At 47.3% G+C, this 25,554-nt stretch carries 26 protein-coding genes; 22 read left to right on the plus strand and 4 right to left on the minus strand.

Annotation, left to right across the window (positions count from 1 at the left end):
- Nucleotides 1–131 precede the first annotated feature (131 nt).
- Nucleotides 132–833: a phosphatase PAP2 family protein gene (locus tag PAHA3_RS19995; RefSeq protein ID WP_062836472.1), complete on the minus strand. Its 702-nt coding sequence runs from the start codon at nucleotides 831–833 to the stop codon at nucleotides 132–134.
- A 178-nt stretch (nucleotides 834–1,011) separates the two neighbouring features.
- Between PAHA3_RS19995 and PAHA3_RS20000 the strand changes: the two genes are divergently transcribed.
- Nucleotides 1,012–2,031, plus strand: coding sequence for an asparaginase (locus tag PAHA3_RS20000; protein ID WP_062836473.1), 1,020 nt, complete (start codon nucleotides 1,012–1,014; stop codon nucleotides 2,029–2,031).
- A 139-nt stretch (nucleotides 2,032–2,170) separates the two neighbouring features.
- Nucleotides 2,171–2,896: a pirin family protein gene (locus tag PAHA3_RS20005; RefSeq protein ID WP_062836474.1), complete on the plus strand. Its 726-nt coding sequence runs from the start codon at nucleotides 2,171–2,173 to the stop codon at nucleotides 2,894–2,896.
- A 65-nt stretch (nucleotides 2,897–2,961) separates the two neighbouring features.
- On the opposite strand, the gene PAHA3_RS20010 is transcribed toward PAHA3_RS20005, so the two are convergent.
- A complete protein-coding gene (locus PAHA3_RS20010) occupies nucleotides 2,962–3,186 on the minus strand; it encodes a DUF1128 domain-containing protein (RefSeq protein WP_017692283.1) in 225 nt (74 codons plus the stop codon).
- A gap of 158 nt (nucleotides 3,187–3,344) precedes the next feature.
- Here PAHA3_RS20010 and yyaC point away from each other — a divergent pair, with 158 nt between their 5' ends.
- The 5 genes from yyaC (at nucleotide 3,345) to PAHA3_RS20035 (ending at nucleotide 9,841) form a co-directional block, all read left to right on the plus strand.
- Nucleotides 3,345–3,902 (plus strand): spore protease YyaC, encoded by a 558-nt coding sequence (gene yyaC, locus PAHA3_RS20015; protein WP_082762916.1) that lies wholly within the window; start codon nucleotides 3,345–3,347, stop codon nucleotides 3,900–3,902.
- Nucleotides 3,903–3,962: 60 nt separating this feature from the next.
- Nucleotides 3,963–4,754 (plus strand): alpha/beta fold hydrolase, encoded by a 792-nt coding sequence (locus PAHA3_RS20020; protein ID WP_062836475.1) that lies wholly within the window; start codon nucleotides 3,963–3,965, stop codon nucleotides 4,752–4,754.
- 275 nt (nucleotides 4,755–5,029) lie between these two features.
- Nucleotides 5,030–5,734 carry a DUF6483 family protein gene (locus tag PAHA3_RS20025; protein ID WP_062836476.1) on the plus strand — a complete coding sequence of 235 codons (705 nt, stop codon included), beginning with the start codon at nucleotides 5,030–5,032 and terminating at the stop codon, nucleotides 5,732–5,734.
- A 96-nt stretch (nucleotides 5,735–5,830) separates the two neighbouring features.
- On the plus strand, nucleotides 5,831–7,072 hold the full coding sequence (locus tag PAHA3_RS20030) for a class I SAM-dependent methyltransferase (protein ID WP_062836477.1): 1,242 nt from the start codon (nucleotides 5,831–5,833) through the stop codon (nucleotides 7,070–7,072).
- Nucleotides 7,073–7,258: 186 nt separating this feature from the next.
- Nucleotides 7,259–9,841: an O-antigen ligase family protein gene (locus PAHA3_RS20035; RefSeq protein ID WP_062836478.1), complete on the plus strand. Its 2,583-nt coding sequence runs from the start codon at nucleotides 7,259–7,261 to the stop codon at nucleotides 9,839–9,841.
- Between the two features lie 470 nt (nucleotides 9,842–10,311).
- On the opposite strand, the gene PAHA3_RS20040 is transcribed toward PAHA3_RS20035, so the two are convergent.
- On the minus strand, nucleotides 10,312–10,659 hold the full coding sequence (locus PAHA3_RS20040) for a hypothetical protein (RefSeq protein WP_062836479.1): 348 nt from the start codon (nucleotides 10,657–10,659) through the stop codon (nucleotides 10,312–10,314).
- A gap of 160 nt (nucleotides 10,660–10,819) precedes the next feature.
- On the opposite strand from PAHA3_RS20040, the gene PAHA3_RS20045 reads away from it, so the two are divergent.
- The 14 genes from PAHA3_RS20045 (at nucleotide 10,820) to PAHA3_RS20110 (ending at nucleotide 23,435) form a co-directional block, all read left to right on the plus strand.
- Nucleotides 10,820–11,434, plus strand: coding sequence for a DedA family protein (locus PAHA3_RS20045; protein WP_062836480.1), 615 nt, complete (start codon nucleotides 10,820–10,822; stop codon nucleotides 11,432–11,434).
- A 2-nt stretch (nucleotides 11,435–11,436) separates the two neighbouring features.
- A complete protein-coding gene (locus PAHA3_RS20050; protein ID WP_017692292.1) occupies nucleotides 11,437–12,006 on the plus strand; it encodes a thioredoxin family protein in 570 nt (189 codons plus the stop codon).
- Nucleotides 12,007–12,012: 6 nt separating this feature from the next.
- Entirely contained in the window at nucleotides 12,013–12,645 is a 633-nt protein-coding gene (locus PAHA3_RS20055; RefSeq protein ID WP_062836481.1) for an MBL fold metallo-hydrolase, read from the plus strand.
- Nucleotides 12,646–13,153: 508 nt separating this feature from the next.
- Nucleotides 13,154–13,420 (plus strand): hypothetical protein, encoded by a 267-nt coding sequence (locus PAHA3_RS20060; protein WP_076333554.1) that lies wholly within the window; start codon nucleotides 13,154–13,156, stop codon nucleotides 13,418–13,420.
- A gap of 237 nt (nucleotides 13,421–13,657) precedes the next feature.
- The gene (locus PAHA3_RS20065; protein ID WP_024631336.1) at nucleotides 13,658–14,041 is read left to right on the plus strand and encodes a hypothetical protein; all 384 of its coding nucleotides are present in this window, start codon (nucleotides 13,658–13,660) and stop codon (nucleotides 14,039–14,041) included.
- Nucleotides 14,042–14,246: 205 nt separating this feature from the next.
- On the plus strand, nucleotides 14,247–14,534 hold the full coding sequence (gene gatC / locus PAHA3_RS20070) for an Asp-tRNA(Asn)/Glu-tRNA(Gln) amidotransferase subunit GatC (protein WP_036607033.1): 288 nt from the start codon (nucleotides 14,247–14,249) through the stop codon (nucleotides 14,532–14,534).
- A 27-nt stretch (nucleotides 14,535–14,561) separates the two neighbouring features.
- On the plus strand, nucleotides 14,562–16,019 hold the full coding sequence (gene gatA / locus PAHA3_RS20075) for an Asp-tRNA(Asn)/Glu-tRNA(Gln) amidotransferase subunit GatA (RefSeq protein WP_036667997.1): 1,458 nt from the start codon (nucleotides 14,562–14,564) through the stop codon (nucleotides 16,017–16,019).
- Between the two features lie 26 nt (nucleotides 16,020–16,045).
- Nucleotides 16,046–17,485, plus strand: coding sequence for an Asp-tRNA(Asn)/Glu-tRNA(Gln) amidotransferase subunit GatB (gatB, locus tag PAHA3_RS20080; protein ID WP_062836483.1), 1,440 nt, complete (start codon nucleotides 16,046–16,048; stop codon nucleotides 17,483–17,485).
- 95 nt (nucleotides 17,486–17,580) lie between these two features.
- The gene (locus PAHA3_RS20085; protein ID WP_062836508.1) at nucleotides 17,581–18,045 is read left to right on the plus strand and encodes a GNAT family N-acetyltransferase; all 465 of its coding nucleotides are present in this window, start codon (nucleotides 17,581–17,583) and stop codon (nucleotides 18,043–18,045) included.
- Between the two features lie 33 nt (nucleotides 18,046–18,078).
- On the plus strand, nucleotides 18,079–18,789 hold the full coding sequence (locus tag PAHA3_RS20090; RefSeq protein WP_062836484.1) for an MgtC/SapB family protein: 711 nt from the start codon (nucleotides 18,079–18,081) through the stop codon (nucleotides 18,787–18,789).
- A 147-nt stretch (nucleotides 18,790–18,936) separates the two neighbouring features.
- Entirely contained in the window at nucleotides 18,937–19,530 is a 594-nt protein-coding gene (locus PAHA3_RS20095; RefSeq protein WP_062836485.1) for a hypothetical protein, read from the plus strand.
- A gap of 26 nt (nucleotides 19,531–19,556) precedes the next feature.
- Nucleotides 19,557–20,966 (plus strand): DUF4097 family beta strand repeat-containing protein, encoded by a 1,410-nt coding sequence (locus PAHA3_RS20100; RefSeq protein WP_062836486.1) that lies wholly within the window; start codon nucleotides 19,557–19,559, stop codon nucleotides 20,964–20,966.
- A gap of 171 nt (nucleotides 20,967–21,137) precedes the next feature.
- Nucleotides 21,138–21,560 carry a peroxide-responsive transcriptional repressor PerR gene (gene perR, locus PAHA3_RS20105; RefSeq protein WP_026081471.1) on the plus strand — a complete coding sequence of 141 codons (423 nt, stop codon included), beginning with the start codon at nucleotides 21,138–21,140 and terminating at the stop codon, nucleotides 21,558–21,560.
- 144 nt (nucleotides 21,561–21,704) lie between these two features.
- Nucleotides 21,705–23,435: a glycosyl hydrolase family 18 protein gene (locus tag PAHA3_RS20110; RefSeq protein ID WP_062836487.1), complete on the plus strand. Its 1,731-nt coding sequence runs from the start codon at nucleotides 21,705–21,707 to the stop codon at nucleotides 23,433–23,435.
- 272 nt (nucleotides 23,436–23,707) lie between these two features.
- Here the strand turns inward: PAHA3_RS20110 and PAHA3_RS20115 are convergent, their stop codons facing one another.
- On the minus strand, nucleotides 23,708–24,088 hold the full coding sequence (locus tag PAHA3_RS20115; RefSeq protein ID WP_062836488.1) for a DUF2614 family zinc ribbon-containing protein: 381 nt from the start codon (nucleotides 24,086–24,088) through the stop codon (nucleotides 23,708–23,710).
- 122 nt (nucleotides 24,089–24,210) lie between these two features.
- On the opposite strand from PAHA3_RS20115, the gene PAHA3_RS20120 reads away from it, so the two are divergent.
- Nucleotides 24,211–25,089, plus strand: a complete 879-nt coding sequence (locus PAHA3_RS20120; protein WP_062836489.1) for a nucleotidyltransferase-like protein — start codon at nucleotides 24,211–24,213, stop codon at nucleotides 25,087–25,089.
- The last annotated feature ends 465 nt before the right edge of the window (nucleotides 25,090–25,554 follow it).

The following is a 25,554-nucleotide window of genomic DNA, read 5'->3' on the forward strand; positions in this document are numbered from 1 at the left end:
AACCGCCTCCTTTAAACTTGATGTAGGATGTTGTCTGTTCGCGTTTGCTTACTTCGTATATAAACGCCGTGCAACCCTGTGAAACAATAAAGATGAGGATGAATGAACTGGAAATTGGAGGAATTCATTCTTTAATGGGTTCGTTTAATGCCTTTGATCATGCAGAAGATCCATGCCAAACCAGCGGCAAATCCCGTAAATACATCCGTAGGATAATGAACACCCAGCATGATGCGGCTGAGGCCGATGAAGAAAATAAAACTGATGCCGCATAGAACAGGTAGCCACACACCGGTAGTGGCATGCCGCTGTCGTTCAATGGCCCATATGACAAAGAGCATGCCGTAGAAGCCCATGGAGATCATGGCGTGTCCGCTAGGGAAGCTGTACCCGTGAACGACGAGCAGATGATCCAGTTCAGGTCTGCTTCGTCTGAAAAATTCCTTCAATAACGTGTTCAGAATCCACATCATGGCAAAACTTCCCGAGATCGCATATCCATATATAACATACCTTGGACTGCGTTGCATGAAGAAAAGAAGGGCAAAACCACCTGCAGCCACAGCAGAGATTTTGAATGAGCCCAGTGCGGTTATGAATGCAGTGTACGAGAATAGATGAAGACGTGAATCCGAATTCAGATAAAATAATTGCTGAATCTGATCATCCAGACGAATAATAACATCAGCACCCAGCCAGGCACCCAGACCTGCCAGGATAAATACGACCGAAGCGCTGAGGGCCAGACCAGCCAAACCCCAGTTGAGGAGTGGACGTAACAACGTGCCGGGAGTTGAACCGAATGAGGCTGGTGAATATGTTTTGCGCGGCATAGTGAGTTTCTCCTTCAGTAGTTGTAGTAGATGAACGTAGATTGATAAAGCTATACCCGAAATACCTGTCGAAAAAACTGTAAAAACGTCGCTTTTGTACTATACTATTTAGGATATCCCATGCGGCGTCGTGACGCAAAGCAGAGATGAATTCGGGAGCACAAAGGAGAGAACTCGCATGGAGAGTGCCTTGTTAATTAAAGAATACCGTGCAGGCGTTATGGAATGCGCCCACTACGGACACATAAGTATTACCGATGAGCATGGTCGAATCGTATACTCGGCTGGTGATCCTCATTTTCGAGCGTTCACTCGCTCATCTGCCAAACCTTTTCAAGCTATTCCAGGAATTCGGGCAGGGATTGCCATCCACTACGGCCTCTCAGCACAGGAGATTGCGATCATGTCCTCTTCGCACCGTTCGGAACCGGAACATATTCGGGTGCTGGAGCAGCTATCCGGTAAAATCGGATTAGGAGAAGAATGCCTAATCTGTGCGCCGAGTTATCCGCTTAATGAAGAAAGTCGCAATGAATGGTTACGTGCACAAGGGGAGAAACGTCGCATTTTGCACAACTGTTCCGGCAAACATCTGGGAATCCTGGGATACAGTCAGATGAAGCAGGTGGATCTGGGCAGTTACGCTGAGCCGGATCATCCGGTGCAACGTGAAATTCTCGAAACGTTTGCCGACCTGGCAGGCATTCAGGAAAAAGAGATTGAGCTTGGGACGGATGGCTGCGGCTTTCCGGTATTTTCTTTGCCGTTATCGGCACTGTCGAACGCCTATCTGAAGCTCGCTTGTCCGGATCTTATCGCTGATCCTTCCACAAGAACAGCTGTGGAGACGATCACATCAGCCATGAATGAATATCCGTTGATGGTAGGTGGTACGGAGCGTGTAGATTCAGTTTTGCTCGAAGACAATAACATTGTAGCGAAGGGTGGATTCAAAGGGGTCTTCGGATTTGGTCTGAAAAAAGAAAGACTGGGAATCACCTTCAAGGTACTGGATGGTTCTGAGGAAGAGTGGGCCTTCATTACCCAATCCATCCTGAAACAGATTGGTTATTCCAATGAGAGCACCATTGCACGATTGGCTGAAGTATTCCCTTCGGACATCCGAAATGACGCGGGTACCCTTGTGGGTCATGCAGATAGTGAGTTCCTTCTGCACTCACTTGAAGATAGCGTATAACCTTAAGAAGGAGCGTGATTAGAGTTGCCGGACCCCGGGTAAAGATGACATACCAACTGGTATTCATCTATACAATTCATATACACGCATGGACTGCCGCGGTAATGTGGCAGCTCTAAACCCTTGGAGGTGGATGAACATGATTAAAGTGGTGACATCGGAAGAAAGGCACACGTCGGATCGAGGTTGGATACACAGTGAATTTAGCTTTTCGTTTGCGGATTATGATGATCCGAGCAACGCCCATTTTGGCTGTCTGCTGGCTCATAATGACAACACGCTGATGCCGAAAGAAGGCTTTAAGAAACATCCACATCATGATCTTGAACTTGTCAGTTATGTCATCTCAGGCACACTCAAGCACACAGATAGTATGGGAACAGAACAATTGCTTGAACCGGGAACGGTCCAGGTGATGAGTGCGGGAACGGGAGTTGAACATTCCGAGACCAATCCGTCAGCGGATGAATCGGTACGTTTTCTCCAGATGTGGTTTTTGCCATCGGAGCGTATGTTGAAACCTTCCTATACGAATCGGAGAGTAGAGCCGCAGGAGCATTTGAATCGTCTATGTCCGATTGTATCAGGCCAAGAGGGTGAGGGAACCGAGGGTGCATTGCCTATTTCCCAGGATGTAACCTGTTACCTGTCCCATTTGGAATCCGGGAAGAAGTTGATGTACCCGCAACACGAAGATCGGCGCACACATCTTTTCCTGATCAGTGGACATGTGGAGATTCATTGTTCGGACGGCAACTTCAACCTCAAGCCGGGGGATGCTGCGCGAATTCGTAAAAGTTGTGATCTGCAAATCACGAGCACAGGCAGTGAACCTGCCGAATTTGTTCTGGTTGACCTGCCTTAAGCATATAAACATGTGAAAAAGGACCTGTTTCCACGTTGATGTGGAAGACAGGTCCTTTTTTGGGCTTAGGATTTACGAAGGTTCCCCAGTTCGGAAGCAACGGCTTCCACTTCAGAGATACTGAGATGTTCCTTGCTCAAAATCATTTCATACAGGTCAAACAGATCTTCATATTTCTCAAGTGGGAATGACGAAGCTTGCATGGCGGCACCGCTTGCCATCCGAAGTTTGGTTTTGATCGCTTCAATCATATATTCCATATTGGCTGCTGTTGCTTGTGTTAAATCCATCGTTAAGTTCATCCCTTCCGTATCGGAAACTCTTGTTATTGTATCATGATTGGAAGTGCTCAGGCCAATGCTTTTGCGGGGAAACGAAGCATCGGTTACAATGATGGATACAACAACAGGATTTAATGAGAACCTGAGTGTACTGGAGGGAATACAGCTTGGCAGCGTATAAGCGAGAAATGGTTCGCCATCAAGGAAGGGAAGTCCGCAAAGGCGTGCCTGCAGAGGATCTGGTATTATTTTTCAAAAACATCGTTCAACTTCATTCTCCAGCTGAAGTCACGTTTGTCTGCATCGGTACTGATCGTTCCACTGGGGATGCTCTAGGTCCACTGACAGGAAGTTTACTACAAGAGAGCGGAATGGAGAACGTGATCGGCACGCTGTCTTCCCCTTGTGATGCAGATACGCTGGAAAAGAAATTGGCACTTATTCCTGCACACCATGCCATCATAGCGATTGATGCGTGTCTGGGTCCAAAGAATGCCGTAAGTACATACTATCTCTCGAACAACCCACTCATTCCGGCTCAATCGGTTGGGGGCAAGCTTCCTCCTGTCGGACAATACAGTGTGGCAGCTGTGGTTAATGCCAATGGACCAAGGCCTTATTCCATACTGCAGATGACCTCGCTTCACTTGGTTATGGGCATGTCACGAACGATTGCAGACGCCGCGATTGAAGCATGGAAATGGAGACAAACGTTTCATTCATGATACGTAGGCTTAATAATATACAACCTGAATTATTTAATTCGCGCAGAGAGAGGGATTCATATGGAAAAAGTGATGTGTGATGGAACGACGATTTGTTATGCCGAACAAGGTAAGGGAGAAGCACTCATTTTGCTCCACGGATACTGTGGCAGTTCCTCATATTGGGATGAGGTCGTACCTGAGCTGGCACGCAGCTATCGCTGTATTGTACCTGATCTGCGTGGACACGGAAAAACAGATGCACCTGTAGGAAGTTATACGATCGAACAGATGGGCAACGATGTGTTACAGCTGATGGATGAGCTGAACGTGGAAAAGGCGGTCCTTCTGGGACACTCCATGGGGGGATATATTGCGCTTTCGATCGCACAACGCCACCCGGAGCGTTTGAATGCATTTGGCCTGATTCATTCCACAGCCTATCCGGACAGTGAAGAAGCCAAGGAGAAACGTCTTCGCGCTGTATCCACCATTCAAACCGAAGGTATCGTGAATTTTGTAGATGGACTGGTTCCCGGCTTGTTTGCACCGGAACATGTGGACTCGTTATCTAAGCAAGTCACACGTGTGAAGGAGATTGGTTACCAGACAGCCCCTCAAGGTGCTGTTGGCGCTGCACTTGCTATGCGAGAACGCCCGGATCGCCGTGATGTGTTGTCAGCTACACCATTACCTGTATTGCTGGTAGCTGGAGAGAAGGATGCTGTTATCCCGCCAGAACGCACATTTACAAGTGACAAGCCACATATCGTGCAAGCGGTTATTGCTGGTGCAGGTCATATGAGCATGTACGAAGCTCCAGAAGAGTTAATTCAGGTCATTAAACAATTTATGGTTGGATTATCGAAGTAATTGATGAAGTGATTTATGTGGATTTCATTAGAAATTAGAATATAGTTTGGTTTCTGGATGACTCTACTCTCTTGTGGAGGAGTATCCAGTTCCATTCCAGCCGAGCCCCTGCAACGTCCCTTTCGGATAGGCAGGGGTTTGGTGTATTCATGGCCAGAGCTTAGACGCGCGCGTCTTGTTTTGGCTTTTTGTCATGGCATGAATTAAAATAACTATAAAGGGACGTTATGAGAACGATTGGATGCATAGGGTCGAATGATGAGGGGGCATACAGCATGTTCAGAAAAGATTATCTGCTCCGCATGATGGAGGAAATGACAGAGGCAATTGGCAAAGTGTTCACGCTCAAACAGCAGCGTAAGCACACCGAGGCATTGTCCGAACTGGATGAGCTGATGCGCAGGCAGTTTGGATTAAATCTATCCCTACTGAACTCATTGCCAGCGGAGGATGTTATTGAAATGTTCCGTTTTCGCGGAATGATTGAAGTGGACAATCTACAGCAAGCCGCCAGGCTAATTGAAGAAGAGGCATATATTTATCAAGAAAAGGCCAGAGTGGAAGGCATCGATGATCAGGAGAGAATGGACGCAGAGGATGAGGCCCTCATTCGATTGATGAGATCACTTCATTTTTACCTGTATGCATTGAATCATGGCGCTAATCCCAAGTTATTGGACGCACCGGAACGGGTGGAGGGTGTGCTGGGGCTTACGAAAGAATATGAACTTCCTGCTCGAACCGAAAGACAGCTTGCCCTGTATCGTGAACAACAAGGACGTTACGACCAGGCAGAGAACAGTTGGTACAGATTGCTCCAGCTTGGTGCTGAATTCCCGGTGAGCTACCGAGATGATGTACAGGCGTTCTATGAAAGGTTGAGCCAACTTACGGACGAACAACTGGAGCAGGGCGGTCTGCCACGGAACGAAGTTGAAGAGGGACTAGCTGAACTCAATCGTCATGAGATGAACTTATAAAATATGGATTGGATCAAGGCTTGTTACCTGCCTTTACTTGGAGAGGGAACGGAATTGTGGTATGGTAACGGTTGACCAAATCAAAACGAAAGTGAGATGTACCCCGTGGATTCATTGCGAAAGCTTATACAAGACATCTTTGAACAGAATTCGCTGATTACAGCGACCTGGAGCCAGCTGCGCAGACGGGACAATGTCTCGTATACCAAAGTGCAAGTCAAGCCGGTGACACTGAAGAATCAGCTGCATTATCAATTTGCATTCCATTATAACAACAAAGTGCTGCACGAGAATTTGACTCCGGCTGAAGCGGCAGAGCGTATGACTTTGTTATGCGAAGAGACGTTTCGTCAAGGCCTGCTCTGTACGACCGAGGCAGACTATCAAATTTTGATCAGCAAAAAATATAAAGTATCCATTTTGACCAAATCTGCTTCCAAGACTGCGGTGGATCTGTCGCATAATCGCAAGAAGCAATATGTATTGGAAGAAGGCGTACCTGTATCGTTCCTCGTTGAACTTGGTATTATGAACGAAGAAGGTCGTGTGCTGGCTCGTAAGTATGACAAGTTCAGACAGATTAACCGTTTCCTTGAAATGGTGCAGGATGTTATTCCGCATCTGCCGGAGGGACGTCCACTGACCATTGTTGATTTTGGTTGTGGCAAGTCTTATCTGACCTTTGCGTTATATCATTATCTGTCTGTACAACAACGGCGTTCACTCAAGATTATTGGGTTGGACTTAAAGGCAGATGTAATTGAACACTGTAATGATCTGGCTAATCGATTGCATTATGGCGATCTGAAGTTTCTGGTTGGAGACATCGCGGACTACGATGAATTGAACGAAGTGGATATGGTTGTCACGCTTCATGCCTGTGATACAGCTACCGATGCTGCTTTGGAGAAGGCAGTTCGTTGGGGGGCTTCTGTTATTCTGTCTGTTCCTTGCTGTCAGCATGAACTGTTTGACCAGGTAGAGGCTTCCGTGATGAATCCGTTGTTGTCCCATGGCATCCTCAAGGAACGTTTTTCCGCACTGGCTACGGATGGGATTCGTGCCAAGTTGCTTGATCTGATGGGATACAAGACACAATTGCTTGAATTCATCGATATGGAGAATACGCCTAAAAACATATTGATTCGCGCTGTTCGCGGTCAGGCTGGCGAAGTGACGGAGATGTGGAACGAATATACGGCTTTCCGTGATTTCATTCATGCCGATCCCTATTTGGAGCGGGCTTGTGCGGATTTGCTTCCTGGCGATGGCAAGCAGGCCGGTGGGAAATCAAGCAAAGAAACTGTTCAGGATTCCGCAAATTGCGATCTTTGCTGAGTGTGCCAATGATAATCCAGGGACATACTGCAATTAGGGTCTCTAAATGTAAACTTCAACTGAATGCACATACGTTATAGCAAGCAACTTCATAACTGTCAGATAATATCAGGCAGAAGGACCCGTTATCGGGATCTTCTGTCTTTTTGTCATGCATATGGAGCGGTGGAAGGAGGGTGGAAGCGGATGAAAAAAGGGACAACGGATAAGGGAATTATAAGGTACAAACGAGGTCATGGGGCGAGCGAGGAAATGATGGAACATGCTTCTGACAGGAACGACCATGCAGAGGGTACAGAATATGTAGATAACAGGGACTTATGTAAAGAGGGCAGGAGGGAAGGTAGAGACAGTAGAGATCGTACATATCATAGGGAAGATACATACAACAAAGATGATACATATCAATCAAATGGAGTTATCCAAACTGAGGGGTCAGGTCGTTTTCCTCAGATATTGAAAAGAGAACATTATTCAGGGTCGGGATGGACTGTTGGGCTGGGTATACTCTCCATTGTCTTGCTGCTCGCAGGGTGTCTGAGTCGAGGATTGTACTATTCAGTGGATCTGTATCCTGTCCTTCTGATCGCAGCAGGAAGCATATTAATTATAGTTGTGCTATTTCTTGCAGCTTTTCATCCAGAGAAAGAGAAAGAGAAAGAGAAAGGGCAAGCGAGAAAACAAGTAACCCTGTCAACGGTACATTGGCTAGGGAACGATGAACGAACGGTTGGGCGAATGATTCGAATCCCGGGAATGTGGCGGGTATTGTGGCCGCTGGGGATGATGATTTGTTTTGGGCTACATGCATGGGCAGGCTCGGTGAGTAAACAGGGCAGTATGGATGAAATGCTGCGGTGGAGCCTGCTTGGGATGTTTACTCTGCTCACCGCAGTATTGGCTGCGCGCACGGATGGTGCGCGTTGGTTAGCTTGCGGTTGGCAGGTGGCAGGCGGCTTGCTTGTGTTAAGCGGCATTCTAGCCGTGTGCGGAGTATGGCCGCTGCCCTTCGGGGTAATGCGGACTGCTGACCCCGAGATCAGCTCCGCCGGAGCCCGGCTCGGCGGATTATTGCAGTACCCTAATGCGTACGGGGCCATTGTTGGCATGTACGCATTGGAGCGGCTGACAGCCGCCGCGCGAGTCATAGCCCGGCCTGTGCCGGCCGGGCGACTCATCGCGGCAGTGCTGCCGCTCATGCCTGCGCAAGCCGCGCTCCTGCTGAGCGAGTCGCGCGGCGCTTGGCTGGCGACCGGCTGCGCCGCGGTCGCCGCCTTCGCTTTGCAGCGGCGCGGTGCCCGCCTGCCGCTGTTGCTGGCCACGGCCGCGCCATTAGCGTGCGCGGCCTGGCTGTACCGCCAGCTGGCTGCTGCCCAGCTGGCGCCTGCACTAGTGCCCGGCCTGCTGGCACTAGCCGGGGCATGGGCAGCTGCGCTGCTCGGCACGCTGCTGCTGTGCCGCCTCTGGCACAGCGTCGCCGCCAAGGCCCGCGTCGCTGCCTTGACGGCCATCGTGCTGGCGGGAGCCGCCGCCGCACTGATGGCCGTGGCCTCCACCGCCGATCGCCTAGCGGCAGGTGTCGGCACTGGGGTGTCCCGCCTACAGATTTGGCGGGACGCCCTCCAGCTGTGGACCGAGGCCGCATGGCTCGGCCACGGTGGAGATACATGGCGCAACATGTTTCGCGCCATTCAATCCTCGCCTTATGTCGGAGGCGAGGTCCACAACGGTCTGCTCGATCTGGCCTTAGACACGGGCGTGATCGGCATCCTGCTTGTCGCAGGGTGGTTTCTCCTCACCCTGCGAAGCATCTTTCATTTTGCACCGCAGCTCATGCCATCCGTGCTTATTTTTGGCCTGCATGGGGCGATGGACTTTGACTGGAGCTTCACACTATTCTGGATGTTCTTCATCTGGCTCGGCGCTTGGGCAGAAGCATTGAAGAGGGAAGCGGAGGGAGTCCAACGTTCCGGCGGAACTGTAGAATACACTCCCTCCAGATTCAAATCGAGATCTAAATCCAGATCTCTTTTCTTGCGATATCTAAGAACCCAATCGCGTCCATCTACTGTCCCGATGCGATCCTTCTTTCATATTTTTCAGCGAGTAACTGCACGGCTAATAAGGGTATCCACAGTGATGATCATCCTTTTCTGGATTGGTGGAACAGTGTGGCTGACCTCCCGATACGCTGTAGCAGAAGTGCAGTACCGTCAGGCGATGTCTGAACCGGATGGCACTCCAGCACAGAAGGTGCATCTTATGGCTGCCTTTCAGTCTAATCCGAATCGACCGGATATCGTGATATCCCTTGCACGATCTCTTCCTGGACGAGAAGCAGAGACACTCCTTTTAAACAGCTTGTCCCATTCCCCGATGCACCCTCAGATTTACATTGAATTGGGACGATGGGCAGCCCAATTCGGCGAGGGACAGCAGGCTGGAACATATTTTGAGCAAGCGATCGCGTTGAATCGGTATGATAGCGGCGGTCAATCCACTGCTTTGTACTGGATGGAGAGGGCAGCGCGGCGGGAATGGGAGGCAGGATTCACGAATCGAGCCCAACAGACTGCCGCCGCTGGTGTACAGATGTATGAACGTTATCAACTGCTGGCTAAGGAAGTGGAAGCAGGAAACGTTCGCAATGATCGTCGTTTTGTACTGGAAGAACATGCTCAAGATTATGGAGAGAACCTGCGCAGGTTTGCTTCTGCCTCTGCTTCTTCTCCTCCGTTTATTCCAGAGTTGACCAAGCGGAGCCCTTGAATCACTGCTGAATCTTGACGCTTACCCAAGCAATAGAATAATGAATGTCAGCGTCGAAATAGTCTGGAAGTCCAAGCGGGCTGCTCCTGGCGGATGGGTGTCCGATTTTCTAAGGAACATAGGACGTCTTATTTGGCCTTTAGCTCCTCCTTTTAAATTGTAAGGAACTTCAGACAAGTTATTTTCCCAATTCTCCTGACAAAAACGTTATAAAAGGCCAAAAATCCCGATATAACGTGTCTGAGATTCCTTAGATTTCTAAGGAGGCTTAAAATCCCTGAATAAGACGCCTCAGATTCGTTACCGCTCGTGGGGATTAATCATCACCAATTACTCGGTGTTTATGTTCATACTCCCTGTGGTGCTCATTGCTCCCTGTAGTGGTGGGCTCCATGCTCTGCTCCAACCGTAAGCCAGAGGAGGACACTGAATTCCACCCAGAGGGAAGCTTTTCATTCCTCCATTCCTGCCTACAGGCGATACCCGCCAAATGCATGCTGAAACGCCTCTTTTAATGGTTCAACATCCACTTCCCACAGTGCGGCGATCTCTGCACTGACATCCGTGTTCCACCACTCACATAATTTTTTGCGGTTATCGCGATTCTCCCCGATCCAGAGCAGATTCGTAATCACCTTACCGTAATAACATTCTTCCGCCTGCTTCATCCGTTCTGGGGAGACATACACTTTTAGCCTTTTGGCTGTACGATACAATTCCTTGCTGCATGCCCTGCGAATCCCTCTGGCTGAAGGAAGGTTTTGACCTGATTGCTTATGTTTGACCGGTGGAGAACCGGGTATTGACTTGTGTGACATCTTCTCACGCTCCTCTCCCCATACCATATGCGAACCGCTGCGAACGGGACACTACCCCAACCTCGTGAAGTAGCAACGTCCACAGCCCTGTGATAAAATAGGGACGAACATCCATGGTGCGGAGGGGCACCGCCAATCAGGATGGAGAAAGAGGGTTGAGATGGACTTTATTCATAACCTTGTCAGCCAATTGTTCGAATGGATTCAAAGTCTTGGGTACTTTGGAATCATGCTTGGATTAATGTTAGAAGTGATCCCGAGCGAAATTGTGCTGGCGTATGGAGGTTTTCTCGTTTCACAAGGTAATATCAACTTTTTCGGTGCTATGATTTTCGGAACAATCGGCGGTGTGATTGCCCAATTATTTATTTACTGGATTGGCCGTTATGGCGGCAGACCTGTGCTTGAACGCTACGGTAAATACATACTCATCCAGAAAAAACACATCGACCATTCCGAAGAGTGGTTCCGCAAGTATGGTACAGGTGTCATTTTCACGGCGCGTTTTGTTCCGGTGGTAAGGCATGCAATCTCCATCCCGGCTGGCATCACGAAAATGCACGCAGGCAAATTCATCTTGCTTACTACACTCGCTGTTATACCTTGGACTGCATTGTTTATATATTTAGGGATGATTCTTGGAGATCAATGGAAGCATATTGATGAGAAAGCGGCACCATATGTTATGCCGATTTTGCTTGTTGCTCTCGCCCTTATGATCGTTTATGTACTTATTAAATGGATGAATGCTCGTAAAAAGAAAGGAAGTGTCTAGTCATGGGTAAACCCAACTTGTCTCACAAATTCGGTAAAGGTCTGCCACCGAAAGATTTTATCGAGAGTATGACCAAGAACCAAAGTGAATTCCAGGCCAACTATGATAGCTTTACTTGGTCGAACGAAGAGGATCGTGAGTTCTTTGAGAGTCTGAATCATCGCGATGATCTGCGTGTGTTAATTCTGGCTGCGGACTGGTGCGGAGATGTTGTCCGTAATATTCCGGTTGTGTTCCAGGCGCTTGAAATCTCAGGAATCCCAACAGAGGTTCTGATTATGGAGAACCATCCTGAAGTGATGGATGAGTTCCTGACGATGGGTGGCCGTTCCGTGCCAGTCGTTATTTTTGCAGATACAGGTGGTCATGTATTGGGTCAGTGGGGACCTCGTCCGCAGCATGTACAGGAAGTTATGATTGAATTCAAACGCCTTAATCCGGATCGTGAAGCAGCAGATTATCAAGAAAATTTGGCTGTAGCACGTCAAGAGATTGGCAAACGTTATGGGGAAGGAACGGAGTCACATGCGGCCATTATCCGTGAGCTGCGTGAACTGATTTCGGGTTACTAAGCCGATATGCTTAACATTCGTACGTTTTCATTAGGCCCACTTCAAACCAATGCGTATCTCTTACAAGGAGATGATCCGGGTAAAGCCGTCATTATTGATCCGGGCATGAATCCGGGGCCGCTGCTTAAAGCGATCCAAGACTTGGAGATCGAAGCCATTCTCCTCACTCATGCTCACTTTGATCATATGGGTGGGGTAGATGAGATCCGTAAATTGAAGGGGTGTCCCGTTTATCTTCATGATTTGGAGAGTGATTGGCTTACAACCCCGAAATTAAATGGATCTTTGAATTGGCCGCAGGCGACACCACCGCTTTCGACAGATCCTGCTGAATATGCCATGGACGAAGGGCAGAAGCTGAATCTGATTGGTCATACGTTTAAAGTGTTCCATACACCTGGCCATTCACCAGGCAGTGTAAGTTTGCTTTGTGATAACGACCTGTTTGCCGGTGATGTGCTGTTCCGCATGGGTGTGGGCAGAACGGACCTGACAGGAGGGCGTGAACGGGATCTGATTGATTCCATCCAGAACAAGCTTTACACCTTTGCTGATGAAGTGAAAGTATATCCAGGTCATGGTCCCAAAACGACCATTGGTTATGAGAAACAGAACAATCCTTACGTGTCCGCAAGATAATCCGACATGATATGTGAAGAAAGTCTGGACAAGTGACAACTTTTTCATTAGAATAGCAATTAGTTGTTACAAGCGTTAAGGCATCATCTAACTGAAGCATTACCAAGAAACACCCAACCTTGCGAAGCACGCAGACTGTGGTCTATACCCGGTTTGCGTTCTTTTTTTGTTTTCAGCCCCTTTTTATCAGAGAATCAGCCTGTTTTACCCTACATAGAGATGCATAATATGCTTCATCACAAGCCAGTTTGAGACCAATAGCAAGTTAGCAGCAAGTACAGATTGATTTAGAAATAATAAATTTTTAAAAATAGTATATAAGTTGAGCAATCATTTACAGGATAACGGAGAGGACAGAAAAAACCTGGAAAGCGAAGCGTTCGCCTTTATCACCGGATTTTCCCTTTAAGAAAATGGAATCGAAAAATCTGGGGATAACAGCGATTGGAAGGTTATTCTGTCATCGTAGTGTCAGTGTAAATAATCTTTAGTTCGACTTATATAGATCATGAGAGCGGGGAATATCAAAGTGGAGAAAACAAGAGTTATTCTGTTGGGACAGCGTGTCGAGTATCCGATTATTGAAGAAAACCGTCACATCATAGAAAGCGGAAAAAGAGAAAAAGGTACTGAGCGAGCCTCAATACATAACCCTAGCGTGACCAGTGAAGGGATGAAGTCTCAGCAGAATATATGGACGAGTCGTGTATTACGAAATGGAGCCCGCAACCAACCGTGGTTCGACAAGCTGCAAGATTACCGGAATGAAGTCTGATTGCCCGGGAAATTGTCGGGTTTAATTTTTTTTGATCACATTGAGCGTTTCTTGCAGAGCCTGTCGTATTAACTAGCACAAGCCAGGTGCACGAAATCAGAAATAGCATCATTTTAAAAATGGAAAAAAAGATTTTGCACAAATATGTTGTTTAATTCTAGTATTCCTAGACATCGCTATTCTTTTCTAGTAGACTATACAAATAAATATTAAGATAGACTACCAGGAGGTTAGACGATGCTGCGATTAGGAGAGAAGGTTGTCATCGTCGCGGATGCGTTTGAGCAGAATCTTCCTGTGGGGGAATATGGTTTCATCATCGCTTATGACCGGAATCCGGACAATGCGTTCGACTACGTGCTTCGAGTGCCGCAGGTGAACCGGAACTTTTTTGTTCCATCCGGCGACGTCGATCTGGAAGAGGTTCTGCTGAAGCAGGAAGCTGAGCGGGTCGAGCGAGAAGCGTTGATAGATTACGCCCTTGCGACACACAATGAGAAGCTGTTTCATCATCTGATGAACGGAGATTTTCAAGCTGTGGAAGAGGAAGAGGAAACCGCGAACGATGTTATGTCACAGGCGGATTTTATAAAGCAGGTTAATCTGCGTGCATGGATTTAGAATTTTAAGAGTCGGCTGATGCCGGCTCTTTTTTATTTTATAAGTTCGTTTTTAGCTTCCCGGAAGTCAGTCAGGTCATTTGCATTGAATTGTCGAACTATCTCACCTATAATGAAAAAAGTTATCTTGAGACTTTAGCCCGTTAAACGAGCGATTCGTTTCAGGTCGTTGCGGGAATCAGACCGAATGAAGGAGGCATCCGCTAATGAGTATTTCGAATAATGACGTTCAGCATGTGGCCAAGCTGGCCCGGCTCAACTTGACTGCTGAAGAAGAACAGACCCTGACAGGTCAGCTGAACGCGATTTTAAAATATGCAGAAAAGCTGAATGAGCTGGATACAGAAGACATCGAGCCCACCACTCACGTTCTGCACGTAAGCAATGTCATGCGTGAAGATGAGACCAAAGAAAGCCTGTCGATTGAACAGGTGATGCGAAATGCACCGGAAGAAGAAGACGGGCAGTTTAAAGTGCCTGCAGTAATGGAATAACGGATAACCGGAAGGAGGACAAACACTGTGAGTTTATTTGAACAATCGTTGCCTGAGTTACATAACAAGCTGCATGCCAAAGAGCTGTCGGTCAGCGATCTGGTGGATCAGGCGTATCAGAACATTGGCGCGCATGACGATAAAGTTAAGGCCTATTTGGCACTGGATGAAGAACAAGCACGCGCTCGTGCACGTCAACTGGATGATCGTCTGGTGAGCGGCGAGGAGAAAGGTTTGCTTTTCGGCCTTCCTGTCGGTATTAAGGATAACATCGTTACGAACGGACTGCGCACGACGTGCGGTAGCCAGTTTCTTCGTAATTTCGACCCGGTGTATGATGCGACAGTTGTCGAGAAATTGAAAGCTGCGGACACCGTAACTATCGGTAAACTCAACATGGACGAATTCGCCATGGGCGGCTCCAATGAGAATTCAAGTTTTTCCCCTGTACGTAATCCATGGGCACTTGATCGTGTTCCAGGAGGCTCCAGCGGTGGTTCGGCAGCAGCTGTGGCTGCGGGAGAAGCATACTTCACGCTCGGATCAGACACAGGTGGTTCTATCAGACAGCCTGCTTCGTATTGCGGTGTTGTTGGATTGAAGCCGACGTACGGACTTGTTTCCCGCTTTGGATTGGTAGCATTTGCCTCATCCTTGGATCAGATTGGACCTTTGACGAAAAATGTTGAAGATTCTGCCTATGTACTGCAAGCCATTGCTGGTTATGATGCCAAAGATTCGACATCTGCAAAAGTAGAGATTCCAGATTATTTGAGCGGACTGACAGGTGATGTCAAAGGGCTTCGCATTGCTGTTCCGAAGGAATACATCGGTGAAGGCGTAGACCCACAAGTGAAAGAGACGGTTCTGTCTGCATTGAAAGTTCTCGAAGGACTCGGGGCAACATGGGAAGAAGTGTCGCTTCCGCATACCGAATATGCGGTGGCTACGTATTACCTGCTTGCATCTTCAGAGGCTTCTTCCAACTTGGCTAGATTTGATGGCGTGCGTTATGGCGTGCGTGCTGACAATCCGGATAACTTGCTGGATCTGTATCATCAGTCCCGCAGCCAAGGCTTTGGTCCAGAAGTGAAACGCCGCATCATGCTCGGAACGTATGCACTCAGCTCGGGTTACTATGATGCTTATTATCTGAAAGCACAGAAAGTACGTACATTGATCAAACAGGATTTCGACAATGTATTCGCCAAATATGATGTGATTATTGGACCAACTGCGCCAACTACGGCGTTCAAACTGGGTTCACAGGTGGATGATCCACTTACGATGTATCTGAACGATATTTTGACGATTCCGGTTAACCTTGCTGGTGTACCTGCTGTTAGCATTCCATGTGGATTCTCGGATGGATTGCCTGTCGGCCTGCAGATTATCGGTAAAGCCTTTGATGAAACAACCGTATTGCGTGTAGCGCATGCGTTTGAACAAAATACAGAATTCCATAAGCAGCGTCCGCAGCTGTAGACTGCCCGGAACGGAGGAATATAGAAATGTCCGCATCTAAATATGAAACGGTCGTTGGACTTGAAGTCCACGTGGAGTTGCATACGAACTCCAAAATTTTCTGTGGCTGCTCCACAGCTTTTGGAGCTCCGCCCAACACGCATACCTGCCCGGTCTGTCTCGGACATCCGGGCGTACTTCCTGTACTGAATCGTCAGGCGGTAGACTACGCAATGAAGGCAGCGATGGCCCTGAATTGTACGATTGCTGATGTCAGCAAGTTTGACCGTAAAAACTACTTTTACCCCGATTCACCAAAAGCCTACCAGATCTCGCAATTCGATCAACCGATCGGTGAGAACGGCTGGATTGATATCGAAGTGAATGGTGAAACGAAACGAATCGGCATCACACGTCTTCACTTGGAAGAAGATGCAGGGAAGCTCACGCATATCGATGGCGGATACGCTTCTTTGGTGGACTTTAACCGTGTCGGCACGCCACTCGTGGAGATTGTATCCGAGCCTGAGATTTCTTCTCCGGAAGAGGCACGTGCGTATCTCGAAAAATTGCGTGCAATCATGCAGTACTGCGATGTGTCGGACGTGAAGATGGAAGAAGGTTCACTGCGCTGTGACGCCAACATCAGTTTGCGTCCACATGGACAGGAGAAGCTGGGAACAAGAGCCGAGCTGAAAAACATGAACTCCTTCCGTGGTGTTCAGCGTGGTCTGGAATATGAACAATATCGTCAGGCTGAAATTCTGGATGATGGCGGTGAAGTAGTTCAGGAGACGCGTCGCTGGGACGAAGCGCAAGGAAAAACACTATCGATGCGTGGTAAGGAACAGGCGCATGACTACCGTTATTTCCCGGACCCGGATCTCGTGAAGCTGCATATTGATGCAGCCTGGAAAGAGCGGATCAAGGCTACGATACCTGAACTCCCAGACGAGCGTAAAGCGCGTTACACGGCTGATTATGGATTACCTAGTTATGATGCAGAGGTTATTACTTCATCCAAGGCTATAGCTGATCTTTTTGAGGATAGCTTGAAATTCACTCAGGATGCCAAATCCGTATCCAACTGGATCATGGGCGACTTGCTGGGTTACCTGAATACGAGCAATCTTGAGGTGACTCAGGTTCCACTGACAGGCCAAGGTTTGGGTGAGATGATCGGACTGCTGGAGAAGGGTACCATTAACAGCAAAATTGCCAAAACAGTATTCAAGGAAATGCTGGAGAGCGGCAAGCTTCCACAGCAGATCGTTGAAGAGAAAGGTCTTGTGCAGATTAGTGATGAAGGTGCCATTCTTGCCATCGTTGAGCAGGTTGTGGCGAATAATCCTCAATCGGTGGAAGACTATAAAGCTGGTAAACAGAAAGCCATTGGCTTCCTCGTTGGTCAGGTTATGAAAGAAAGTAAAGGTAAGGCGAATCCAGCTCTTGCCAACCAACTGCTTGCAGATGTACTGAACCGCTAATCCTTCCGGTGAGGCCGGACAGAAAGAGGCTCGTCCCTGTGACAGCCTCTTTTTGTTATTATGGAGACAAATGTATCTCGGACGGGGGAACGGATATGAACATTCAACCATTGTCACTTAGTGATCTGGAGACGTTGGGGCAGTTATGGAGACTTCAACATATAGCTTATCGATTGGAAGCCGAAATCATCGGATTTCAGGAGATTCCTCCTTTGATGGATACGATGGAGACACTACGGGATTGTGGGGAGAGCTTTTACGGTTGCATCCTTGATGACGGAGAGCTTATCGGGGCTGTCGCTGTAGCAGAGGAAGAGGAGAACACACTGACCATTACACGAATGATGGTGCACCCGGATCACTTTCGCAAGGGAATTGCTGCATCTTTGATGACGTATGTGTTGGAACAGCATGCGGATCTTCCACGTTATATCGTCTCCACAGGAACGCTGAATCAACCCGCTGTGAATCTATATACCAAATTCGGTTTTAACCCCGTGGAAGTCACACAGATTGCACCTGGAGTGGAATTAACGACTTTTCACAAGAATAAACTTTAATCATATTAACAACTTTGAGGAGGAATACCGACTTTGGGCGATCCCTGGTTCATTGATGAGTGGCACATTTTATTACGATTATTACTGGCCATGCTGCTTGGAGGGCTGGTAGGCCTAGAGCGGGAACGGTCCAATCATGCCGCTGGTTTGCGTACCCATATTCTGGTATGTCTTGGCTCTGCACTGATTATGATGTTGTCTGTTTATGGCTTTAAAGATTTTGCTAATGAATTAAATGTAAGGATCGATCCAGCGCGTCTGGCTACAGCTGTAATTACCGGTGTTGGATTCCTGGGAGCAGGGACAATTCTCTTCACGGGAAAATCCATCACCGGACTGACTACGGCAGCTTCAATCTGGGTTGTTGCAGCCATTGGGCTTGCAGCAGGTGCTGGGTTCTTCTTTGCCTCTATCGTATCTACCGTTCTGGTGCTGCTTAATCTCTGGGTATTTAACAAATTAGAGCTAAGGTATCTACGAGGGAACAAACTGCATGTCGTTACACTTCATACCTTGTCAGAACCCGGTTTCCTGGAACAGTTGTCTTCATGTATGGAGCAGGAGAAGATCAAAATTCGTAAAATCACGGTGAATGAACAGGATCTCGCTTATGCAGAGATGGTATCGGTTGAACGTAAAATTGAGATTGTATTGCATGTCCAGGTACCGCATGATTTCAAAACAGTAGGCCTGGTATCCAAGTTAAGACAGTGGGAACACGTTACCAAAGTGTCGATCGAATAAATGAAATAGAACCCTCCCCAGGCCAGCAGTGCCGGAGGGTTTTTGGTCATATCCATATTTCTTCCAGTTACTCTCCTTGCTCTTTAGGGTACTATCTAACCAAATGCATGAAGAGCGGAAGGTCAGTTCAGAAGAGAGGAGTATGTTATGAAAAGGAGACGTCAATCGAACAAAAAAGCCAGTACAGTTCAGACCAAACCGGTCAGGAATCGGACTCATAAATTTATTGCAGGGTTATTGAGTGCCATTATTCCAGGCTTGGGCCATATTTATCTGAGATTATACATGAGAGGTTTGACCTTTATGCTGCTTGTTTTGCTTGATCTGTCAGCAGTGTTGTACTTCTCATCCATTGGTATACAGATCAATGTGCCATTGCTCATCTTGCTGGCTTTATGTATTCCGGTTATTTACTTTTACAATGTATATGATGTGCTGCAATCTGCGGATTGGGTCATGATGCGCAGACGTAGAGCAGTAACCCAGGCAACTTTGGACAAGCCGATATCCAATGAACGTTCTACACGAGATGCAATGATGGTCTGGGAGAGAGGCATATCGTTCGGATTACTTCTGATTGTGGGAGGGTCTTTGATGGTGTTGTTCTTCCGTAAACCACGCTGGTTCCAAGAGATCCTCGCCATGTATGGCGGATATTCCTTTGCGATTCTTATGATCGTAGGAGGATTGCTTCTGTTCGGGCGTGAGTTCTGGGTTATGTTGAACAAGAAAAAAATGTAATTGGAACGATACAAGGGGGGAACGTGATGAACCGTAAAGTCCGGGTTGGCCGCTATACGGCTGCCGCCTTAATCATAGCGGTCGGTGTGCTGTTGATTTTGGATAAACGGTGGGGAACTGACTATGTATATGAGATGGTGGACTGGTGGCCATTTTTGCTCGTTGTTTTAGGCGTGGAATATATTGTGCTGTTCCTGTGGACACGCAGAAGAAAAAAGGTACAATCGGATAATCCAGGTAATCCTGATGACCCCATAAAAGTACGTTTCAGACCCGATGCCAAAGGCATCCTGGCCTCATTGATTTTGGCGGCTTCCGTATTTATTGTTACAGAGCAGGATCACTACATGCACTTATGGAATAGAGTGAGTCTAAATCTCGGAGCTGCTTCCATGGACTACAGTCAAGCTGCAGGATATATGGAGGATAAGGGCACGATTCGTGTACCTGTTGGTATGGATACGTCAGATCTGGTGGTCGAAGGTGTGAACGGGGACATCTCGGTTCAACGGGGAGACACGGAGGAGATTGAAGTACGAACGGTTATCTGGGTAGATCAGACGACGGAAGTACAGGCGAAGGCCGTAGCAGATGCCTCTTTTGTGGAGACCGATGGTACGAAAGTGATTCATATCAAAGCTACAGGCAAGACGTATGGAGAAAATGAAAAAACGCAGCCACGGATGAATATTACCATAACGATTCCCGATGATCGTCGCTTTAATCTGGACATTCGAACTTCCAATGGTGCCATATTGTTAAACCGTCCGGAAGCCATTAGTACCATATTCGCCGAAACGGGTAACGGGCGGATTCGGATTACCAATGCCGTTGGAGATATCTCGGGCAAAACATTGAACGGAGATGTCATCGTAGCCAATGCCATTGGTAATGTAGATCTTGACAGTAACCGTGGAGACATGAAGGCCCGCGGTGTTTCCGGTGATGTCGATCTGACCACACAAGTGGGAAGTATCAGTATCGCGGACTCCGTTGGCGAATTCACGGCAGAGACACGTAACGGTAATATTACGCTTGATGGTGCCAACCTGGGAATCAAGGCTCAATCGCTCAATGGCAGTATTAACATTGTATCTGCCAAAGTCGGAGGTGACTGGGATGTGTACAGTGCTGTAGGTGCCATTAACGTGCTACTGCCTGATCGGGGTGACTACAGTCTTGCGGGTTCCAGCAGTTATGGAGATTTAATCACGGATCTGCCTTTCAAAGTACAGAATAAAACGATAGAAGGCCAGCTCGGTGAGGGTGAGTACAGGGTGAAAATCGAAGGCAACAGTGATCTCACCATTCAGAGCAATCCGGCCGTGTCTACGCCTGAAATAGTTACACCGGAGTCTGAAGATGAAGCTGAGAATCTGGAACAGACAACCGAAGACGGAGCAAATTCCCAGGAGGATTCTACAGAGGTCCCTTGACCACTGCGTTGACAATAAACTTGTAATCGCCGTACAATAAATGTACACTGGCAAGATTACACGACACGAAAGATGTGTTGTCGTTGTTAATGGCCGGGAATCAACTCTGTACAAGGAGCCAGCAATATACTCTTCAGCAGAGAATGAATGAAAGGTAAGGCGGTGGGTTTTATGGCAACACGTGTCCAACATGCGTTGGAGCATCTGAAAACGACTGGTGTCCGTATTACACCCCAGCGTCATGCCATATTGAACTATCTGATGGAATCCATGGGGCATCCGACAGCCGATGAAATTTACCGAGCCCTTGAACCCCAATTTCCCAGTATGAGCGTGGCGACGGTATATAACAATTTGAAGATGTTTCTGGAAGCTGGCATGGTCCGGGAATTGACATACGGAGATAATTCAAGCCGCTTCGATGCCAATGTGACGGATCATTATCATGTTATCTGTGATCAATGCGGCAAGATTGAAGACTTCAGCTATCCTTCACTCAAAAGTGTAGAGCTTCAAGCGGAATCGAGTACGGGTTTTGAAGTACACGGTCACCGGTTGGAAGTATATGGCGTTTGTAAAAGTTGCAGGGATTAAGAGAGTTGAATTACAATATTAGCGTGTAGAATTCAGTATGGATTCTTCGCGCTTTTTTTTTAGCATTTATGCAAAATGCTCATTTCTATAACAACTTATGCGCACATCCTTAAGATTCAGCATAATTAACGGAGGTAGACGTTTTTGGGTAGAAAAAGCAGATATACAGGTCAGAAGCGACGTTCATTTTGGCCCGGTTTTCTCGGGGCTTGTCTGATCGCTGGGGGTGCTTACTGGCTTATAACGAATGTATGGTTGAACCAGACTCATGAAGACCCCGATTGGGTAGGGAGAAACCAGCCTATTTTTGTGGATGGGCAATTGATGGACGGAGACGCTTCGGGTACAGGAGATCAACTCAAGTTACCTGTAAAGGTGCTGCAAGAGGCGATTGATGCGGGCATACGTTATGAACCAGAGTCGGGAGATATCATTATTGCTTCTCCTCAGCGAGTCCTTCATATGAAGGAGGGCAGCACACAAGCAGAACTTAATCACAAAGATTATCCTATGACGGTTAAGCCGGAGGTTAAGGATGGGGAAGCATACATTCCGCTCAAACCTTTGAAGGAAGTGTACGGCATAGCTATACAGGAAGATTCGGTAACAGGTGCTGTGCTGCTAATGCGCGGAGGAGACACGATACAATATGCAGAGATTGATACGTTATCATCCAAAGCGGACAAAACGGTGCCGTTGTATAAACGCGGGGGAGAATCCTCACCAATCATTGCCGATATGGAAAAGAATGCACGAGTACGTGTATGGCAGACGGGTGATAAACAGAGTTTTGTTCAACTCGATAATGGATATGCCGGATACGTAGATAATGATCATATTGCGCTCACCGAGAAAAAGAAGGTGGACATGCCCAAGTATACACTGACTGCTGCAGAGAAGAAGTGGCAGAATAAACCGGTAAACCTGGTTTGGGAAGCCGTGTACAATCGTCAGCCTGATGTGGGCTCGATCGGTAAAATGCCTGGTGTGAATGTGGTTAGCCCCACATGGTTCCACATTACAGATGGACAGGGCACTGTGAAAAGCAAGGGAAATCAGGGTTATGTGAACTGGGCTCACCGTTCAGGTATGGAAGTATGGGGACTCATGGATAATAGCTTTGACCCGGACATTACCAAAGAAGCCGTAGCTTCTTATGCGACACGAACGCATATTATCGAGCAGATGTTAGAGTATGCACAGACGTATCAGTTGGACGGTATCAACATCGACTTTGAGAACGTCTATACAGATGATGGGCCGAATATTACGCAATTTGTGCGTGAGATTAAGGCGATGGCACGTATACATGGATTGATGTTATCGATCGATGTAACACCGAAATCCAACAGTGAGATGTGGTCTGCTTTTCTGGATCGCCGTGCATTAGGTTCTTTTGCCGATTATGTTATTGTGATGGCCTATGATGAACATTGGGCGGCTAGTCCCAAGGCGGGTTCGGTAGCGTCTCTTCCATGGACTGAGGCTTCCATGAGACGCATACTTGAGGAAGATGAAGTACCTTCTAACAAGTTGATTATGGCAGTGCCGCTTTATACCCGGATCTGGACGGAAGAGACGAACGATCAAGGGGAGGTTAAGGTGTCTTCCAAAGCGGTAGGCATGAATACCATTGTGGACCTGATTCAAGAAAAGAAACTCAAACCTGAACTGGATCAGGCAAGTGGACAGAACTATGTGGAATACAAGGAAGACGGAGCGACCAAGAAAATATGGATCGAAGATGCCGTGTCGCTTCAGGCGCGTGTGGATTTGATTGCTTCGTTGAAACTGGGCGGAGTAGCGGCGTGGAATCGCAGTTTTGCCAATGCTTCTGCGTGGGAGATATTGAAGCAGGCCGGTCACTCAAAATAATTTGCTCGTGCTCCAGTTTTGACTACTGGCTTAACTTCCTTTACTTCACAAAGTCAAAAGTTGTTCCCGTTTGATATCATCATATGTGCAGTCAAACGTTTTGTTGGCCTTAGGACTTATAACTTAACTTCATATCTTAGCTAGTTACAAGAGTAACAAGAGTAACATTTATAAGCCAAGTCAAAAAAGGTCCGGTAGAGATACCGGGCCTTTTTTTTGTTCTTCATTAGAATTAAGGTGAAAGACATCTAGCGGTTGGAGATCAATTCGTACTATCCTTCGGTGGGGGGAGCTGTTGTAGAAGGCGCTTTCAGTTGTTGAATGGTTGTATTGGCCTTGTTAGGGTCCAGGGTGAGGATGGTATGACAGAACATACAACGATCCGTCTTGCCTAGCATTTTGGTTAACTTCCCGCATTCCGGGCAGTCGACTTGTACAGCACTGGTAGAGAGCATGCCAGCCCAGAAATAAATGGCCAGACTGGCCATCATGGCAATCAGTCCGATGACGAGTCCTACAGCTGCGAATACCTTACCTGCATGTCCCCAGAATACAATCCCGGCTGTTCCCAGTATCATTAGGCCCATACCTAGCATGGTCAGCAGTAATCCCCAAGTGCGAAAAGCATTAATTTTTGCTGATTTAAAAATCATGAAAAATGCTCCTATCGTATGAGTAGTATCGGACCTGGAAAAGAAGGAAACTTCAGTCTGGATGTAGAATTACATTATAACTGACTTGGCGCTTATCTGCCATGAAATGTATGGAGGGAATCGTGGAATTAAAGAACCTTGCTTTTTTGTCCGAACAGTCGGAAGAGACGGGGGCAGTTGGGGCTATCGCTTATTCCCACCCGGGAGAGCGATTCCACGGCTCCCTAGTTCAAGATTTTGAATTATTAGTACTTGTTGTTCATAATGATGACCAATTGAAGTCGACGGTGGGACATTATAGATATGGTGAACTTCGTTATCAAATGATCTATGCGAGCCGTCATGAGTTACAGAGTAGTGTCGTTACCGGGAATCATCATAATCTTACCCAGTGTCTGATTGAAGGTGAGATTATCTGGGAAGCAGACAGCGCCTTAAGTGATTTACGAGAAGAACTGTCTGCCTTTGGGGCAGAATTGCGTGAGCAGAAGCTGCTTCATGAATTCACCAGTTTCTTGAGAATGTATGTGGAGGCTAAGCGCCATATCCAGGAAGGGCATGTTGTAGATGCCTACTATAATGTATTAGAGGCTCTGGGGAACTGGGCAAGAATTGTATTGATTGAACAGGGGATATACCCGGATCATGCCGTCTGGACGCATGTACAGAGTCTGGATCGCGCTTTGTGGAAACTATATCAAGAGCTTACGGTAAGCTCCGAGACGCTGGAGCAGCGAGTAGAGCTTGTCCTGCTTGCCTGTGAGTTTTCCGTAATGTCCAAAATGAGTGAATGCTCTGAGTTGCTGCTACGTGTGTTAAGAAGTCGCAAAGAGCCGTGGAGCATGAATGAACTGGTTCATCACCCGCAGTTAAGGTTTGTTCGAGAAGATCTGCCATTGGTTCTGCGCAAGCTGGTCTTCCGTTCTATTGTAAAAGAATCGGCAGGGTGGCCATCAATCGGAGGAGAAGGCCGGGAAATTCGGTATTGGATTGAGGCATAATCTTCTCCAAAATCCTGGAATTATATGGATCGCATAAGGGAGGGGAAACCTTCCTTTTTTGTTTGTCTAATAATTTATAAAAAAATGTTGACTCTCATTCGTGATATATGATACATTATATTTCGTTCCTCAAACGAGCTTATCGCCAACAAACGATAAATTCTTTAGAGGAAAAGTGAAGAACTAAAGCTTCAAAAAACGAAGTTAAAAAAAGTTCTTGACGAAAACAAACGAAATGTGATACATTATTTAAGTCGCCGCCGAAACTTGGTTGAGACGAAAAAAGAGTAAATAAATCGTGTTTGATCTTTGAAAACTGAACAACGAGTGAGTAACGATCTTGCTTGCAAGATCGACGCTGAGAAATGGGTACAAGTCTTCGGACTGTATGATTTTGAAGCGCAAATGAGATTTTTAATCTCGTCAGATTCAAAATGAGCTTATCGCTCTTTTCAATACTTTATT

Origin of the sequence: Paenibacillus amylolyticus (assembly GCF_001570725.1) — a bacterium.
GTDB classification, from domain to species: domain Bacteria; phylum Bacillota; class Bacilli; order Paenibacillales; family Paenibacillaceae; genus Paenibacillus; species Paenibacillus amylolyticus_A.

What these genes read in the sequence shown, in the direction of transcription:
- PAHA3_RS20030 (WP_062836477.1), top strand. Translation starts at nt 5,831, where the DNA reads ATGTACCCCGTGGATTCATTGCGAAAGCTTATACAAGACATCTTTGAA.
- PAHA3_RS20010 (WP_017692283.1), bottom strand. Translation starts at nt 3,186, where the DNA reads ATGGATTTAACACAAGCAACAGCAGCCAATATGGAATATATGATTGAA.
- PAHA3_RS20085 (WP_062836508.1), top strand. Translation starts at nt 17,581, where the DNA reads ATGAACATTCAACCATTGTCACTTAGTGATCTGGAGACGTTGGGGCAG.
- PAHA3_RS20050 (WP_017692292.1), top strand. Translation starts at nt 11,437, where the DNA reads ATGGGTAAACCCAACTTGTCTCACAAATTCGGTAAAGGTCTGCCACCG.
- PAHA3_RS20055 (WP_062836481.1), top strand. Translation starts at nt 12,013, where the DNA reads ATGCTTAACATTCGTACGTTTTCATTAGGCCCACTTCAAACCAATGCG.
- gatB (WP_062836483.1), top strand. Translation starts at nt 16,046, where the DNA reads ATGTCCGCATCTAAATATGAAACGGTCGTTGGACTTGAAGTCCACGTG.
- PAHA3_RS20005 (WP_062836474.1), top strand. Translation starts at nt 2,171, where the DNA reads ATGATTAAAGTGGTGACATCGGAAGAAAGGCACACGTCGGATCGAGGT.
- PAHA3_RS20100 (WP_062836486.1), top strand. Translation starts at nt 19,557, where the DNA reads ATGAACCGTAAAGTCCGGGTTGGCCGCTATACGGCTGCCGCCTTAATC.
- PAHA3_RS20095 (WP_062836485.1), top strand. Translation starts at nt 18,937, where the DNA reads ATGAAAAGGAGACGTCAATCGAACAAAAAAGCCAGTACAGTTCAGACC.
- PAHA3_RS20040 (WP_062836479.1), bottom strand. Translation starts at nt 10,659, where the DNA reads ATGTCACACAAGTCAATACCCGGTTCTCCACCGGTCAAACATAAGCAA.
- gatC (WP_036607033.1), top strand. Translation starts at nt 14,247, where the DNA reads ATGAGTATTTCGAATAATGACGTTCAGCATGTGGCCAAGCTGGCCCGG.
- PAHA3_RS20065 (WP_024631336.1), top strand. Translation starts at nt 13,658, where the DNA reads ATGCTGCGATTAGGAGAGAAGGTTGTCATCGTCGCGGATGCGTTTGAG.
- PAHA3_RS20035 (WP_062836478.1), top strand. Translation starts at nt 7,259, where the DNA reads ATGAAAAAAGGGACAACGGATAAGGGAATTATAAGGTACAAACGAGGT.
- PAHA3_RS20045 (WP_062836480.1), top strand. Translation starts at nt 10,820, where the DNA reads ATGGACTTTATTCATAACCTTGTCAGCCAATTGTTCGAATGGATTCAA.
- PAHA3_RS20060 (WP_076333554.1), top strand. Translation starts at nt 13,154, where the DNA reads ATGAGAGCGGGGAATATCAAAGTGGAGAAAACAAGAGTTATTCTGTTG.
- PAHA3_RS20025 (WP_062836476.1), top strand. Translation starts at nt 5,030, where the DNA reads ATGTTCAGAAAAGATTATCTGCTCCGCATGATGGAGGAAATGACAGAG.
- PAHA3_RS20115 (WP_062836488.1), bottom strand. Translation starts at nt 24,088, where the DNA reads ATGATTTTTAAATCAGCAAAAATTAATGCTTTTCGCACTTGGGGATTA.
- PAHA3_RS20000 (WP_062836473.1), top strand. Translation starts at nt 1,012, where the DNA reads ATGGAGAGTGCCTTGTTAATTAAAGAATACCGTGCAGGCGTTATGGAA.
- perR (WP_026081471.1), top strand. Translation starts at nt 21,138, where the DNA reads ATGGCAACACGTGTCCAACATGCGTTGGAGCATCTGAAAACGACTGGT.
- PAHA3_RS20020 (WP_062836475.1), top strand. Translation starts at nt 3,963, where the DNA reads ATGGAAAAAGTGATGTGTGATGGAACGACGATTTGTTATGCCGAACAA.
- PAHA3_RS19995 (WP_062836472.1), bottom strand. Translation starts at nt 833, where the DNA reads ATGCCGCGCAAAACATATTCACCAGCCTCATTCGGTTCAACTCCCGGC.